This window comes from Nonomuraea sp. NPDC050153, from assembly GCF_044460125.1.
Classification (GTDB): Bacteria; Actinomycetota; Actinomycetes; order Streptosporangiales; family Streptosporangiaceae; genus Nonomuraea.
This window is the reverse complement of the sequence record NZ_JBITJQ010000009.1, coordinates 318,532-332,595: the sequence shown is the minus strand read 5'-3', so window position 1 is coordinate 332,595 and position 14,064 is coordinate 318,532. Positions and strand designations below refer to the sequence as shown.

Sequence of the window (14,064 nt, the reverse complement as noted above, 5' to 3'; positions counted from 1 at the left end):
GACACGTGACCACGGCCCATCCTCTGCGGTCCGCCGCCGCTGCGGATCCGTCGCCTTGTCTGGCCGACGCGGACCGCGCTTTTGCTCGCGCATCTGGGCTTGCTTCTCATGTCCGCGATCCCCTATCTTGGAATGGTCGTTCCAAGATAGGAGATCGCGGATGCCGGACGTCAAGCACTTCGATCCCGACGTGGCACTGGACAAGGTCGTACACCTGTTCTGGGAACGCGGCGCCGAGGTCACCGGCATCGCCGAAGTGGTGCAGGCCACCGGGCTGAGCCGCTCAAGCCTGTACGCGACCTTCGGCGGCAAGGGCCAGCTGCAGGCGGCCGCGCTGCACCGCTACCTGGAACAGCAGTCGCGGCCGGTGTTCGACGCGCTGGCCGCCGACAGCCGAGGCCTGCCCGCCATCGCCGGCTTCTTCGAGCGGTTGGTGGCGGCACGCTGCACCGGCGAGCACGCCCGCTGGGGATGCCTCGTCACCAACACGCACGCCACGGCCGGCCGGGGCCTGCCCGAGGTCGAGCAAGCGCTGCGGGCCCACCATGAAGCCCTGCGCGCGGCGATGCGCGCTGCGCTGCAGACGGCACGCGAGCACGGCCACCTGCGACCCGGCGTGGACGTGGAGGCGGGCGCGGAGACGCTCGCATTGCTTGCCTACGGGGTCAACCTGCGCTCACGGGCCGGAGCCGATTCAGCCGAGCTGCTGACCGGCGTGCGCGCCGTACTGGATGGTTTCACCCGCACCGAGGAGAGATGATGACCGATTTCCGCGTCTACAACGAGAGCGACGCCCCCGAGGCGGCCCGCCCGATGCTGCAAGCGGCCAAGAAGCGCATGGGCTTCGTGACCACCCTGAACGGGGTGATGGCCGAATCACCCGAACTGCTGGCCGGCTACAACGCGCTGGCCGAGCAGTTCGGCAAGTCCTCCCTGCCCGGACCGGTCAAGCACGTGGTGTGGATCGTCGCCAGCGTGGAGAACGGTTGTGAGTACTGCGTGGCCGCGCATTCCACCCTCGCGCTGCGCTCGCGCGTCCCGGCCGAAGTGGTCGAAGCCCTGCGCGCGGGCAAGCCCCTGCAAGACGAGGCGTTGGAAGCCGCCCGGCGTCTGACCCAGGCGATGGTCGCCCAGCGCGGCTGGGTGGACGACGCCGAGATCGAGGCGTTCCTCGCGGCTGGCTACACCCGCCGCCACGTGCTCGACATCGTGCTCGGCATCGGCATGAAGACACTGTCGAACTACACCAACCACATCGCCCACACCCCGCTGGACCCGGCCTGGCAAGGCCAGGAATGGACCCACGATCAGGCGATCTGATCGCCTGATCGGCGGATCTGGTCGCCCTCATGACCGACGTCACCAGGAGCGGGCGCACCGTCGTGCGGCACGGCCGCGGCTGCGTCGACACCACGAACCCATCCTTCGACCGTCGATGGGAAGGTCACGACACGCAGAGACGATCTTTCACCTGGTTAGCTCCTCGACCGAGAAGCACCGCGGGGCCGATATATCCGCGTGGGCTACGCCAGTCATTGGCGTGGCTTCCAGATCGGGCGGCGATCGGTGGACGTGGATGTTCGGTCTGGACGGGGCGGGCATGTGGCCACCGGGCTCGGCGGGTTCCGGCCGCCTGAACGATAGTGCCGGCAGGCGGTGGTTCGCCGCTAGTCGTTCGTGGTGATGACCGATGTAGCCGGCGGCGCGCTGGGGGCGGGACTGCCGGACGGGACGGGCGCCGGGGCCGAGTCGACGAGCGGTGCGGGTGGGATGGCGGTGGCGTTGACCAGGCCGGTTGCCTCCAGCATGTCCATGTGGTCGTTGACGAACTTGGCCGCCCGCTCGGCGAAGTCGCGGATCAGCGTGTTCTGCGTGGTCGCGCGTACCTGCGCGATCACCGGGAACACCCCGCCGTGTGCCAGCCGCAGCCGTTTGACCGCGGTCTTGTCGAAGGACAGCCCTTGCTTGCCGAAGATCTCTTTGATGAATCCCTGCTGCTGGGCCGAGGGCTCGTCGGGCAACGGCACCCGCAACTGCGCCGCGACCGAGGTCACGTCGGCGTCCAGTTGCTCGTGCTGCCGAGCCATCTCGCCGAGCATCTCCCTGGTCTTGGCGCGCTCCGCGCGCCGCGCCGCCTCGCGCCCGACCGGGATCTCCCACAGGCCTGCCTGCCGCACCTTCACCAGCAGGTCGCGGTCGGCGGCGCTGAGCGGGCCGAACTCGGTCGGGAAGACCCCGATGACATTGGCGGCGGGCGGCGTGGAAGGCAGGTTCTGGCCGGCCGGGATCACATCGGGGGCCGACTGGACCTCTGGCACCGGCGGCAACGCATCCTCGGTGACCAACCCGGTCGCCTCCAGCATGTCCATGTGGCCGTTGACGAACTTGGCCGCGCGCTCGGCGAAGTCGCGGATGTGCTGGTTCTGCGTGCTCGCCCGTACCTGCGCGATCACCGGGAACACCCCGCCGTGTGCCAGCCGCAGCCGTTTGACCGCGGTCTTGTCGAAGGACGCTCCCCGCTTGGCGAAGATCTCCGCGATGAACCCCAGTTGCTGCCGGCTCGGCTTGTCAGGCAGCGGCACCCGCAGCCGCGCCGCCACCCGCCGCACATCGGCGTCCAGGGCGATGTGCTGGCGTCCGATGTTTTGCAGATGCATCCTGGTCCTGGCGCGCGCAGCCTGTCGCGACGCCCGGATCCCGACCGGGCTCTCCCACAGTCCCGCCTGCCGCACCTTCACCAGGAGATCACGGTCCGCCGGGCTGAGCGGACCGCCCGGCGCCTCGACCAGTCCCTGGCCGGTGCCGGCAAGCGGCTCATCCTCGGAACTGGAGCCGGTGCCGTCGGGCGTGGGCAGGTCGGCGACGGAGGGCACTTTGGGCAGGCGTTGCCCGCGTGCGATCACGTCAGGGGCGGACTGCGCCTCCGGCGCCTGCGGCAGCGCATCGGCGGTGACCAGGCCCGTCGCCTCCAGCATGTCCATGTGCCTGTTCACGAACGTGGCGGCGCGCTCGGCGAAGTCGCGCATCAGGGTGTTGCGGGTGGTCGCACGCACCTGCGCGATCGCCGGGAACACCCCGCCGTGCGCCTGCCGCAGCCGCAGCACCGCCGTCCGATCGTAGTCGAGGCCCGACTTGCTGGAGATCTCCGCCATGAAGCCCTGCTGCGCTTCGCTCGGCTCGTCGGGCAGCGGCACCCGCAGGCGCGCCGCCACCCGCCGTACGTCCTTGTCCAGTACGACGTGCTGCTTGGCCAGCCCGCCGAGCATCTCCTTGGTTTTGGCGCGCACTGCTCGCTCGGCCGCCTCCCGGCCGACGGGGATCTCCCACAGCCCTGCCTGCCGCACCTTCACCAGGAGATCACGATCGGCGGCACTCAGCGGACCCCACTTCGTTTCGGCGAAGCCTGACCGGGTGGTGGCGGTGCCGCCGGCATTCGCCGCGGCGGCGAGAAGTTGCGTGCCTGTGGTGCCGCCGCGACCGCCGTCGACCGTTGCGCAAGCGCCCGTGAGTTGGAGCACGGCGAAGCCACCCACTGCGGCCAGGAAGCGAGAGTACTGACGTCTCATCTGCCGTCGTCCTTCCGAAGGTGAACCGCTGCGGATCAGCGCCGGATCCGTGAATAGCGGAACGTGTTCTCGTTCCCAGTGAGGTACGCACGCCCCCGTCGAGGAGTTCGATGCATGCTGCAAAATTTGCCCTGGCCAAAGTTCAGGGACTCCTGGAGGCGCGAGGCTGGACAGCGCCATCACGCGGAACCGACGGATCGGGGAACCGGACGCGGTCCCGTTCAGTCCAACCTCCGGGATTTGCTGATCACGGGTCAGCAGGTGTTCCCGCCATGTGAACGCTGGACAGGGGGGTACGCATGATCGAGGTTGAGGACATCGAGGCCGTCACCTTCGCTGTGCTGACCGCTTCCCGCCTGCTGGTGGCCATTGCGGCACGGTCCCTGACGGCGGTGGAGGAGACGGTGACCCTCCCTCAGTTCCGGCTCCTAGTGATCATCTCGGTGCACGGCCCGATGAAACTGGTCGCGCTGGCCGAGCAGCTCGCCGTCAACCCTTCCACGGCGCTGCGCATGGTGGACCGCCTCACCGCCGCCGAGCTGGTGACGCGCAACGTCAACCCGCGCGACCGCCGGGAGATACTGATAGACCTCACCGAGAACGGCCACCGGATAGTGGCGGAGGTCACCGCGCGGAGACGGCAGGAGATCGCCGATGTCGTCCGGCGACTGGCGCCGGAACAGCGGGCAGCGCTGGTCGAAGCAATGCGGGCCTTCTCGGCGGCGGGCGGCGAGACCGCCACACCGGTGCGAGACGGGGACCTGGCCCGGCTTGGCTGGACCTGACCGGGGCAGCCCGTCGGCCAGAAGCGCCCCTTCCTACCGGTCAGCTCGCGCTTGCGGCACAGCAGCGCAAACCGGTGGGCATGGGTCTGTACGCAGCACCGTCCCGAGCAAAGCTGGAAGCCGCAGAGACGACCGCAACGGGGCTCGGCCCTTCCGTGAGGCCGCGCAGGAGGAGGCGGAACGTCACCAACGCGCAGGCGCAAGATCTCCTTACGGGGCGCGCTCGCGAACCGGCACCAGCGGCAAGACACCTCGCCAAATCCCCCTGCTCGGCGCCTTGGCACCGCTTGCCGCCTTCGCCGTACCCGTGGTCGACGGGACGCGGCCAGGTTCAGGGCCGGCCGAGCACCGTGCTGTTTCCGGCCGTACGCAACAGGTGGAACGATTCGCCGAGCTGCCCTGGTGCCGTCTGCCCAGCAGAGTCGCCTCGTCAGCGTCATGGTTCCGGGCTCGGTGCTTGACCACTGGCCCCTACTCCGTCAACGGGGCCTTCTTCTGGCCTCCTCCTCTACCAGCCAGCGGGGCTTGGCTCGCTCCGGCGGCTGGTGGAGACGCACGATGGCGACTATGCCGCACCAGAAGGACGTGAACGCCGCCAGCGCCACCAGCACGTCGAACACCGGGTGGCTGGAGACCCAGGTGTAGGCCAACACCGCGGTCCATATCGTGAGCATGACCGCACCAGGCAGCAGCAGGAAGGGCAGGTTGCGCCATTCGGCGGGCTTGTCCTGGTCGAAGTAACGCAATGCCCACCAGCTGCGCGCATTCGCCCTGATGAACCTCGCGTGATTGACGAAACCGGCCAGCGCCAGGAGCCCGGTGACGATCACCAGCCATACTGGCGCGTGCGGGACACCCCCACTCAATGCGCCTTCTTCCATCCCATCTTGATCTCAGAGCCCACCGCGTCGGCTCCCCTGGCAACCCCCTCCGCCGACTTTCTTCCCGCCGGGGGCTACAGGGGCCACCAACGACGACGCCCACCGCACCACCGCTAGAACGCACCCGACCGACCACCGACGATGACCTGCGCCACATACCGGAATGGATCAAGAAAAGGCCGTTCGTCTTCATGATGGAGAGTCGCCGCGTAACCGCCGGACGATGCCGAACCAGGCTGGCACATCGCGTTCGTCGTCGAAGCCGCGGGCGATGACGATGTCGGTGGATGAATGCAGCAGGATCGACAGCACGATGGTGATCGCGACCAGCTGGAAGACCTGCTGCGCGGCAGCGATGCCGGAGGCCAGCACGATCAGCCCGTACACCACCGAGGCGAACCCCTTGGGCCCGAACCAGGCCACCGCCGCCTGCTCGCGCACCGACAGCCCGGAGCGCAGGAACGAAATCCAGATCGCGACTGGGCGAGCCAGCACGAGGGCCAGGATTGCGAACAGCCAGCCCTGCCACCCGACAGCGCCGAGCAGCGCGGGCGTGATGAGCGCGCCGAACAGCAGCAGCGCGCCCAGTTTGAACAGCTCGGCGATGAGCTCGCCGAAGTGTTCGAACGACTTGCGCTGTCGCTCGCCGAACGTGGCCACCGTGATGCCGGCGGCGAAAGCGGCCAGGAACAGGTTTCCGTGCGTGGCCTTGCCCAGCGCCAGCACGAGCAGACCGATGGCCAGCGCGTTGAGCGGCTCGTACTGGGTGGAGGCGGAGAACCAGCGCGTCTGCTCCAGCTTGATCGCCGTCCACGGCACTGCCACGCCGATCAGCACCCCGAGCCCCAGCTCGAGACCGAGCTCGCTCAGGTGCAGGTCCGCGGAGCCGGCGGCGATCGCCAGGAACAGCATGACGAACGGCAGCGCCAATCCGTCATTGACGCCCGACTCCACGTTGAGGAGCTGGCGCAGCCTGGGCGGCACCTTTTCATTGCCCACCAGCGCGGCGGCGAACACCGGATCGGTGGGCGCCAGGATCGCACCGATCAGCAGCGACTCGATCCAGCCCAAGCCGAGCAGGTAGTGCGCGACGACGGCGGTGATGCCCAGCGTGAGCGGCAGCCCCCACCCCAGGGCGCGCCCCGGCAGCCGCCAGGCGCTGCGCAGCTCCGTCCAGCCGACCCGCATGCCGTCGGTGAACAGCACGGCGAACAGCGCCAGCTCGGCCAGCGTGCCCACGAGCTCGTCGCCCGGCCCGACGGAGACCACGCCGAGCACGCCGTCGCCCAGCACGAACCCGGCCACTAGGAACAGCGCCGCGGTGGACAAGATCGTACGATGGGCCAGGCTCGAGACCAGCACGGCCAGCAGCAGCACGCCGGCGAAAACCGTCAGCAAGGTGCCCACAGGGGAAGCCTCCGCATAAGTCATACGGGATAGGACTTTGCCGACCAGACTTCCCGGCGCACCGCGCTATACCGTAACAGCACCACCGCCGCACCCGTCTATACGGATCCTTGACGTAGGTTTCGCGGCTATGCGCGTAGCGGTCACAGGTAGCGCAACCATAGGTATGGGACACACAGCGCGATGGTGACCACGGTGACCACGAGGCCGTACCGGGTGAACTGCCAGAAGCTGATCGGCGTGCCGTTACGTGCGGCGATGCCCAAGATGACGACATTGGCCGCCGCTCCCACCGCCGTGGCATTGCCCCCTAGGTCGGCGCCGAAGGCCAGCGCCCACCACAACACCTGCGCTGAACCGTTCCCGCCGTTGCCCTGGACCAGCTCGGCCACGATCGGGCTCATCGTGGCCACGTACGGGATGTTGTCCACGATCGCCGACAACCCGCCTGAAGCCCACAGCAGCAGCATTGTCGTCAGCCCGAGCCGGCCTTGCGTGGCATCGGCCGCCGCTTGGGCCACCTGGCCGATCACGCCCGTTTCCACCAGCGCGCCGACCATGACGAACAGACCGGCGAAAAACACCAAGGTCAGCCATTCCACCTCCCGGATCGCCTCCTGCGTAGTGACCCTGGTGGCGGCCACCAGCACCCCGGCGCCCAGCACGGCCACCACCGAGGGCTCGTAGTGCAGCACCGGATGCAGCACGAACGCCGCCATCACCAATGCCAGCACGGCCAGCGACTGCCACAGCAGCCTGCGGTCGGCGATGGCTTCCCGCTCGTTCAGCGCCATCACCTCCGCCGCCCGCTCCGGGTCGTAGCGGAAGTACTTACGGAACAGGAAGCGGCACATCCCGATGAAGACCACCATGAGCACGACGACCATCGGCGCCATGTGGATCAGGAAGTCGTTGAAGCTCAGACCGCCGCGACTGGCGATGATGATGTTCGGCGGATCGCCGACCAGCGTCGCGGCGCCGCCGATGTTGGACGCCATGGCCTCGGCGATCAGAAAAGGCGCGGCCGGCAGCGCCAGCCGCTCGCACACCAGGAACGTCACCGGGGCGATCAGCAGCACGGTGGTGACGTTGTCCAGCAGCGCAGAGGCGACGGCGGTGATGATCACCAGGAGGACCATCAGCCGGTACGGACGCCCCTTGGCCCGCTTGGCCGCCCAGATCGCCAGATACTCAAAGATCCCGGTCTGCTTCAGCACGCCGACGATCACCATCATGCCCAGCAACAGGAATATGACGTTCCAGTCGATGCCCGTCGTCTCGGAGAAGAATGCTGCCTGGGCATTGGTGGCGTGGATCAGCAGCATGATCCCCGCGCCGCCGAGCGCCGCCGCGACACGGTGGATCTTCTCGGTCGCGATCAGCGTGTACGCGCCCAGGAAGACCGCCACCGCCAGCCATGCGGTCACCGTCACGCCGACACCGCCCAGTCCAGCAGCGCCTGCAGCGTCACAGCGCCGACCAGTCGCCCGTCGTCCACCACCGCCACCAGCGGACTACGTGTACGCGCCATCAACGCCGCCAACTCCAGCACCGTGGCATCGGGATCCGTGACCGGCAGTTCGCGCGGCTCTCTCGGCAGCGCCTCACGGACGGTCCTTCCGGCCAGCGATCGCAGGAACAGGTCGGCATGCGCTTCGTCAACCACCCGCGCCAGCGCCGGATCCCCCTGGCAATAGCCCGGCACCGCAAGGCGCAGCACCTGTGTGCCTGGCAGGATGCTTGAGGGCAGTCCCTGCTCGTCGACCACGATCAGGCCAGGCAAGTCCTGCTCGGACAAGAGCCGGGCGGCCTCATGGACAGGTGTGTCCAGGGTGACGATCGGGAACTCGGTGGCCAGGTCGCGTGCACGCATCCGGGAGCCTCTCTCCTGATCGGCAATGGGAATTGCCGACCAGACTTCCCGGCGCACCTATCAACAACGTATCAATGATCGTCACGATGGCAACCGCTGCCTCCGGCCGAAGCCGAAGCGGGAGCATCCCTGAATTGTCCGCCGAGCGATGGCGGATCGTTTCACGGCCGCAGGGCGACCGCCTGGAACGGTTCATGCCCTCAGCCGACCCCGCGCGGCGCGGCCCTGACCGGCGGTGGGTCTTTGTCACCCGCTACATGCGTTCCGGCCACGGAGATGAGTTCGGCGCCCGCGACGCGATGTCCGCCGCGCGAGCGGCGATGACGTCGGTCAAGGACATGCACCGCGCCACCACCTTCGAGGCCGCCAACTCCTCCTCGATCGCCCGCACGGAGTTCCACGCGATGGCCCAGGCCGCCGACGAGTGCATCACGTGACATGACGGTCTCCCACCACGTTGTTTCGACGGATGTCTAAGCAGCCTCGAGTTTGCGAGCCTGCTTAGGATTCTGTCAAATTAGAGATATGTCGAAGCAGAAGTTGCCGGTGCTCGCCTCCGGATGCTGCGCACCGCTGATCGCCGAACCGGTCGGCCAGGACGAGGCGGCCGAACTGGCCCAGGTGTTCAAGGCTCTGGGCGACCCCATCCGGGTGCGGCTGCTGTCGCTGATCGGCGCGCACGAGGGCGGCCGCACCGCCGGCGACGGGGTCTGCGTCTGCGAGCTGACCGGCGCGTTCGCGGTCACCGCGCCGACCATCTCCCACCACCTCAAGGTGCTGCGCGAGGCCGGTCTCATCGACAGCCAGCGACGCGGCACCTGGGTCTACTACTGGATCATCCCGGCCACCCTCAAACGGCTGACGGGCGTGCTCGCCCTGCCCGAGACGCTCACCGCGGCGGCCCGGTGAGCCTGGCACGCCGGGCGCTGGCCGAGTTCACCGGCACCGCCGCCCTGGTCACGGTGGTGGTCGGCTCCGGCATCATGGCCGCCAGCCTGTCGCGCGACGTCGGCGTTCAACTGCTGGCCAACAGCCTGGCCACCGCGGCGGGCCTGGCCGTGCTCATCGTGGTCCTCGCGCCGGTGTCCGGAGCGCACTTCAATCCGGTCGTCACGCTGGCGGCCTGGCTCCTGACCCGCCGCGAGGCGGACCCGGCGGTGCGCGGCCGCGATCTGGCCGCCTACCTGCCCGCCCAGGTCGCCGGAGCGCTGGCCGGGGCGGTGCTGGCCAACGCGATGTTCGCGCTGCCCGCCGTCCAGCTGTCGGCCCGGGACCGCTCCGCGCCGCATCTGCTGCTGGGCGAGGTGGTGGCCACCACCGGGCTCATCGTGGTCATCTTCGCCCTGGCTCGGCAGGGCCGAGCCGCGCTGTCGCCGGTCGCGGTCGGCGGCTACATCGGCGCCGCCTACTGGTTCACCTCATCGACGTCCTTCGCCAACCCCGCCGTCACCCTCGGCCGGGCCGTCACCGACACCTTCGCCGGGATCGCGCCCGCCTCGGTGCCCGGCTTCATCGCCGCCCAGCTGGCCGGGGCCGCACTCGGCGGCCTGCTCCTGGCCGTCCTGTTCCCGAACGCCGCGCAGAACGCCTCACGACCTGGCACGGCGCCCGCGCCCGACGCTGTCCGCCAGACGGCCGCCGCCGACCTGCCCTGAAGAGGAGAACCGATGTCCCACCAGCCCGACCGGCCGCAGGTGTTGTTCGTCTGCGTTCACAACGCCGGCCGCTCCCAGATGGCCGCCGCCTTCCTCACCTACCTGGCCGGCGATCGCGTCCTGGTCCGCTCGGCCGGATCGGCGCCCGCCGAGGCGGTGAACCCGGCCGTGGTGAAAGCGATGGCCGAGGCCGGCATCGACATCTCCGCCGAAATCCCCAAAGTGCTCACCACCGGCGCCGTCCAGGCCAGCGACGTGGTCATCACCATGGGCTGCGGTGACGCCTGCCCGATCTTCCCCGGCAAACGCTACGAGGACTGGCAGCTCGACGACCCCGCCGGCCAGGGCCTCGACGCCGTGCGCCCCATCCGCGACCAGATCGAGGCCCGCGTCCGCGCCCTGATCGCCGACCTCCTGCCCGGGCAACAGGAATGAGCAGTACCACCGTGAAGGTCGCCGCCATGACGCCCCAGCATGCCGCCCAGGTGCTGAACATCTATCAGCTCGGCATCGACGAGGGACAGGCCACCTTCGAGACCACCGCCCCCACCTGGTCGAGCTTCGACACCGCCAAGCTGCCCGCCCACCGGCACGTCGCCCTCGACGACACCGGCCAGGTGCTCGGCTGGGTCGCGGCCACCGCCGTCTCCGACCGGTGCGTCTACGCCGGAGTGGTGGAGCACTCGGTCTATGTCCATCCCGGCGCCCGCCGCCGCGGCGTCGGTCACACCCTGCTGCAGGCCCTGATCGCCTCCACCGAGGCCGCCGGAATCTGGACCATCCAGTCCGGCATCTTCCCCGAGAACACCGCCAGCCTCGCCCTGCACACCCGCGCCGGATTCCGGGTGATCGGCACCCGGCAGCGCATCGGCCGCCATCACGACCTCTGGCGCGACGTCGTACTCATCGAGCGGCGCAGCCCGGTCATCGTCTGAAGAAACAGGCCAGCCTTCACCAGCCGTCATCCCGTCTACTTGCCTGACGTGCTTGACAGACCTCCAAGCGGCTGACCAGCCAGTTCGCTTGACAACCCCAGATAACGATTGATGCGGGTCCGCAAGCAACGTTCGAGAGCGGGAGCCTCCATGTTGAGCTCCTCGACGGCAAAGGCGAGCCGGTCGAGATCGTCTCGGGGTTCCTGCGGTCACTGGCGGCCCGGGATTACTCCCCCAACACGCTGGTCTCCTACGCCCACGACCTTCGGCACCTGTGGGACTTCTTCGCTCGCGAGAACCTGACCTGGCAGGAATTCGCGGCGCCGCACGCGCTGCGACTGCTGGAGTACCTGCGGTCGGTTCCCTCTCGCCGGCCCCGGCAGAACCACCGCTCTGTCTCAGTAGGCGCAAGCCGCTGACCTGGTCGAACGCCGTCCGGTGTACTTCATGACAGCTCCGCTATCGACACCCGTATACCGGCGACTCCGAGCATCTGGAGCAGGCGCTCACGCTGGTCAGCGAGCCGGGCCCGCCAGCTTCCAGTTCACGGTTCAGGTATGGGTGGTGCGTGATGCGAATCGTACGAATGGGATGTGCCGGCCGACCTCGCGGTAATCTTGGGCACTGCCGTCGACGGCGAAGCCCATGAGCTTGCACAGTTGACGGGCCGCAGCGGGGTGGCGCGGCGCATAGCCGGCCATGATCTCGGCGCCCTCGTCTGCTCCGATCGGCGTGGCGGTCGCCTGGAGGGGGTGCCTGCCGACCTGGAGGGTGACGTCCGGAGTGGTCATGACGTTGAGGTACCAGTCTGAGCGTGGCCCGAATCCGGAGGCCGCCACGTAGCCGTCTTCGTCGTGCTGGACGATCTCGATGACGGCCTGGCGTCTGCGGCCGGAGACACGGCCGGTGTGGGTGAGCAGCATGAAGCGGCGGCCCAGCAGCGGTCCCAGCCCGATGCGGTACAGCCCGATGGGAAGCCGCCACAGCCTGCGGCGTAGCCCGGTCGGCGGGGCGGGTTTCTTGACAATTTCCATGGTTCAGCCTTTCCTGAGGTCGGCGGTCTGAGGGGCCAAGATGCTGCCCGCGCCGAATTGCCGACGCAACATCGGCGCGAACGCCTCGCGCATGACCAGCCGGTTGACCAGGCTCTGCGCGATCAGCCCCGCCCAAGTGCCCGGCACCAGCGACCGGGCGAACACCCGTGCGGTGCGCTGCCGCCGCCTCACCTGCGTGTGCATCCGCTCGTGGTAGCGAGCGAACGCGCCCACATGGTCCCGGTCGGCTTCCAGCGCCTCGGCTAGGACGTACGCGCCCGCCATCGCCATGGACACACCCTGCGCCGACACCATGGTCATGCAGCCGCACGCGTCACCGACCAGTGCCACCCGGCCGCGATGCCATATGGGCAGTGTGATCTGGGTCATCGTGTCCATGAAGATCGATTCGCTTGCCGGAGCGTCGGCCAGCACCGATGGCGTGATCCAACCCATGCCGCGGAAGGTCGAGCGGAGCAGGTCCAGGCGTTCGGCGCGCGACGCGCTCGTCTCATGCGGCGACTTGAACAGGAACAGGGCGATCAGCTCACCGGACTTGCCCGTGGGATAGGCGATGACCTGCCGGCCGGGCTCGGTGTAGTGCGCCCGGACGCGCCCCCAGCCGTAGCGGTCGGGGACCGAGTAGGACGCCAGCCGGCAGCCGAGGTAGCGGGCGTAGCGGGCCTCCGGTCCGAAGATGAGTTCCCGTGTCTTCGAATGGATGCCGTCCGCCCCCACCAGCAGGTCGAACCGCTGCGCGCCGCCACTGGCCAGATCGATCTCGACAGCCGCGCCGGTGTCACGGACAGCGGTGATGGTCTCTCCGAAGCGGATCTCGACATCATCCTGAATCGCCTCGAGGAGGGCGCCCTCGAGGGTGGTGTGCATGAGCGCCAGGTGCGGTCCACGGATGATCTTGTTCAGGATTTCACCCGTCAGGCGAACTCCGGCACGGCCGGAGGCATCGACGAAGTCCACGGAGTCGACCGGCAGCCGATGCGGCATCAAGCGATCGATGATGCCCATGCGATCGGCGACGTCGTAGCCGGTGCCGAAGAAGTCGATGCCGTACCCGCCTAGGCGACCGTGTGGAGCATGTTCCACGACCACCGGCTCGATGCCACGGCGCCGCAGCCAGTACGCCAGCGTGAGCCCCGCAATTCCACCGCCGCAGATGAGCACCCTCACGGCCGGTTCTCCTCTAGCAGTTCCTCGACGGCGGACAGAGCCTCACCGACGAGGAGTTCACCGTCGATCATGTAGTGCAGCATCAAGCCATCGATCAACGCGGCGATCAGGGCGGCCACCCCGTCCAGCCGTGCCGACGGCCAGCAGGGGTGCAACTGCCCGAGGCGGCCGGCAATGTGTGTGCGGGCCTGGCGGAGCTCGTCGCGCAGCACGGTGCCCAGGGCGGGATCGCGCGACGCCCCCACGATCAGCTCCGCGGCCAACCGGGTCACCGGCTCATCTCTGGTGGTCTGCGGCAGCATGCGCCGCAGCATGGTCAGCGCCGCTCGCTCGTCCGGAGCTCCCAGGAGTTCTGTGACCAGCGGGCTGATGATGAGGTCCGTGGCCCGCCGGAAGATCGCCGTGTGCAGCCCGGGCAGTCCGCCGAAGTGATAGTGGATCACGCCGGGGTTGGTGCCGGCGCGCTGGGCCACAGCGCGGGTGGTGAGGCCGGGCCAGCCTTCCTCGCGCAGCAGTGCGATGCCGGCGTCCACCAGTTGCTCACGGCGGCGGTCGCCACGTGGCGAATTTGGCCGATCGGCCAAGTTGGTCATATGGCCAAGTTAACACACCGCCGCCCGTCAGCGACCCGTACAGAATGGCGGGGTAGACAACCCGAGATCGTGTAGCGGTAGACGGCGCTCGGCTCCGCTGCGGCGGCGGAGGTGAGCCGGCCGATCAGGAGGTTCACATCGACGCCC

General features: G+C 68.7%; 17 protein-coding genes. 9 read left to right on the top strand and 8 right to left on the bottom strand.

What is annotated here, in order from left to right; genetic code table 11:
- The first annotated feature begins 160 nt into the window (after positions 1-160).
- Both ACIBQ1_RS24505 and ACIBQ1_RS24500 read left to right on the top strand, forming a co-directional pair.
- Positions 161-760 (top strand): TetR/AcrR family transcriptional regulator, encoded by a 600-nt coding sequence (locus ACIBQ1_RS24505; RefSeq protein ID WP_397280896.1) that lies wholly within the window; start codon positions 161-163, stop codon positions 758-760.
- Entirely contained in the window at positions 760-1,320 is a 561-nt protein-coding gene (locus ACIBQ1_RS24500) for a carboxymuconolactone decarboxylase family protein (RefSeq protein WP_397280894.1), read from the top strand. Before ACIBQ1_RS24505 ends, ACIBQ1_RS24500 begins: the two co-directional genes overlap by 1 nt.
- 347 nt (positions 1,321-1,667) lie before the next feature.
- Here ACIBQ1_RS24500 and ACIBQ1_RS24495 read toward each other — a convergent pair whose 3' ends face one another.
- On the bottom strand, positions 1,668-3,566 hold the full coding sequence (locus ACIBQ1_RS24495) for a DUF4142 domain-containing protein (RefSeq protein WP_397280892.1): 1,899 nt from the start codon (positions 3,564-3,566) through the stop codon (positions 1,668-1,670).
- Between the two features lie 299 nt (positions 3,567-3,865).
- On the opposite strand from ACIBQ1_RS24495, the gene ACIBQ1_RS24490 reads away from it, so the two are divergent.
- Positions 3,866-4,351: a MarR family winged helix-turn-helix transcriptional regulator gene (locus tag ACIBQ1_RS24490; protein ID WP_397280890.1), complete on the top strand. Its 486-nt coding sequence runs from the start codon at positions 3,866-3,868 to the stop codon at positions 4,349-4,351.
- A 479-nt stretch (positions 4,352-4,830) separates the two neighbouring features.
- Here ACIBQ1_RS24490 and ACIBQ1_RS24485 read toward each other — a convergent pair whose 3' ends face one another.
- From ACIBQ1_RS24485 to ACIBQ1_RS24470, 4 genes are all read right to left on the bottom strand, one after another.
- Positions 4,831-5,217, bottom strand: a complete 387-nt coding sequence (locus ACIBQ1_RS24485; RefSeq protein ID WP_397280888.1) for a hypothetical protein — start codon at positions 5,215-5,217, stop codon at positions 4,831-4,833.
- Positions 5,218-5,421: 204 nt separating this feature from the next.
- Positions 5,422-6,639 (bottom strand): cation:proton antiporter, encoded by a 1,218-nt coding sequence (locus ACIBQ1_RS24480; RefSeq protein ID WP_397280886.1) that lies wholly within the window; start codon positions 6,637-6,639, stop codon positions 5,422-5,424.
- Between the two features lie 143 nt (positions 6,640-6,782).
- Positions 6,783-8,066: an SLC13 family permease gene (locus tag ACIBQ1_RS24475; RefSeq protein WP_397280963.1), complete on the bottom strand. Its 1,284-nt coding sequence runs from the start codon at positions 8,064-8,066 to the stop codon at positions 6,783-6,785.
- 2 nt (positions 8,067-8,068) lie between these two features.
- Entirely contained in the window at positions 8,069-8,512 is a 444-nt protein-coding gene (locus tag ACIBQ1_RS24470) for a CBS domain-containing protein (protein ID WP_397280885.1), read from the bottom strand.
- A 194-nt stretch (positions 8,513-8,706) separates the two neighbouring features.
- On the opposite strand from ACIBQ1_RS24470, the gene ACIBQ1_RS24465 reads away from it, so the two are divergent.
- From ACIBQ1_RS24465 to ACIBQ1_RS24440, 6 genes are all read left to right on the top strand, one after another.
- The gene (locus ACIBQ1_RS24465; RefSeq protein ID WP_397280883.1) at positions 8,707-8,949 is read left to right on the top strand and encodes a hypothetical protein; all 243 of its coding nucleotides are present in this window, start codon (positions 8,707-8,709) and stop codon (positions 8,947-8,949) included.
- Between the two features lie 88 nt (positions 8,950-9,037).
- Positions 9,038-9,421, top strand: coding sequence for an ArsR/SmtB family transcription factor (locus ACIBQ1_RS24460; protein WP_397280881.1), 384 nt, complete (start codon positions 9,038-9,040; stop codon positions 9,419-9,421).
- Complete coding sequence (locus tag ACIBQ1_RS24455) at positions 9,418-10,167, top strand: aquaporin (RefSeq protein WP_397280880.1); 750 nt, start codon at positions 9,418-9,420, stop codon at positions 10,165-10,167. Before ACIBQ1_RS24460 ends, ACIBQ1_RS24455 begins: the two co-directional genes overlap by 4 nt.
- Positions 10,168-10,179: 12 nt before the next feature.
- Entirely contained in the window at positions 10,180-10,602 is a 423-nt protein-coding gene (locus ACIBQ1_RS24450; RefSeq protein ID WP_397280878.1) for an arsenate reductase ArsC, read from the top strand.
- A gap of 26 nt (positions 10,603-10,628) precedes the next feature.
- The gene (locus tag ACIBQ1_RS24445; RefSeq protein WP_397280876.1) at positions 10,629-11,102 is read left to right on the top strand and encodes a GNAT family N-acetyltransferase; all 474 of its coding nucleotides are present in this window, start codon (positions 10,629-10,631) and stop codon (positions 11,100-11,102) included.
- A 101-nt stretch (positions 11,103-11,203) separates the two neighbouring features.
- Positions 11,204-11,521 carry a site-specific integrase gene (locus ACIBQ1_RS24440; protein ID WP_397280961.1) on the top strand — a complete coding sequence of 106 codons (318 nt, stop codon included), beginning with the start codon at positions 11,204-11,206 and terminating at the stop codon, positions 11,519-11,521.
- A 132-nt stretch (positions 11,522-11,653) separates the two neighbouring features.
- On the opposite strand, the gene ACIBQ1_RS24435 is transcribed toward ACIBQ1_RS24440, so the two are convergent.
- The 3 genes from ACIBQ1_RS24435 to ACIBQ1_RS24425 are packed head-to-tail and all read right to left on the bottom strand — an operon-like array spanning position 11,654 to position 13,917.
- Positions 11,654-12,136 carry a nitroreductase family deazaflavin-dependent oxidoreductase gene (locus ACIBQ1_RS24435; protein WP_397280874.1) on the bottom strand — a complete coding sequence of 161 codons (483 nt, stop codon included), beginning with the start codon at positions 12,134-12,136 and terminating at the stop codon, positions 11,654-11,656.
- Between the two features lie 3 nt (positions 12,137-12,139).
- The gene (locus ACIBQ1_RS24430) at positions 12,140-13,324 is read right to left on the bottom strand and encodes an FAD-dependent monooxygenase (RefSeq protein WP_397280872.1); all 1,185 of its coding nucleotides are present in this window, start codon (positions 13,322-13,324) and stop codon (positions 12,140-12,142) included.
- Positions 13,321-13,917, bottom strand: a complete 597-nt coding sequence (locus ACIBQ1_RS24425) for a TetR/AcrR family transcriptional regulator (protein WP_397280871.1) — start codon at positions 13,915-13,917, stop codon at positions 13,321-13,323. The genes ACIBQ1_RS24430 and ACIBQ1_RS24425 overlap by 4 nt, the downstream gene beginning before the upstream one ends.
- Positions 13,918-14,064 lie beyond the last annotated feature (147 nt).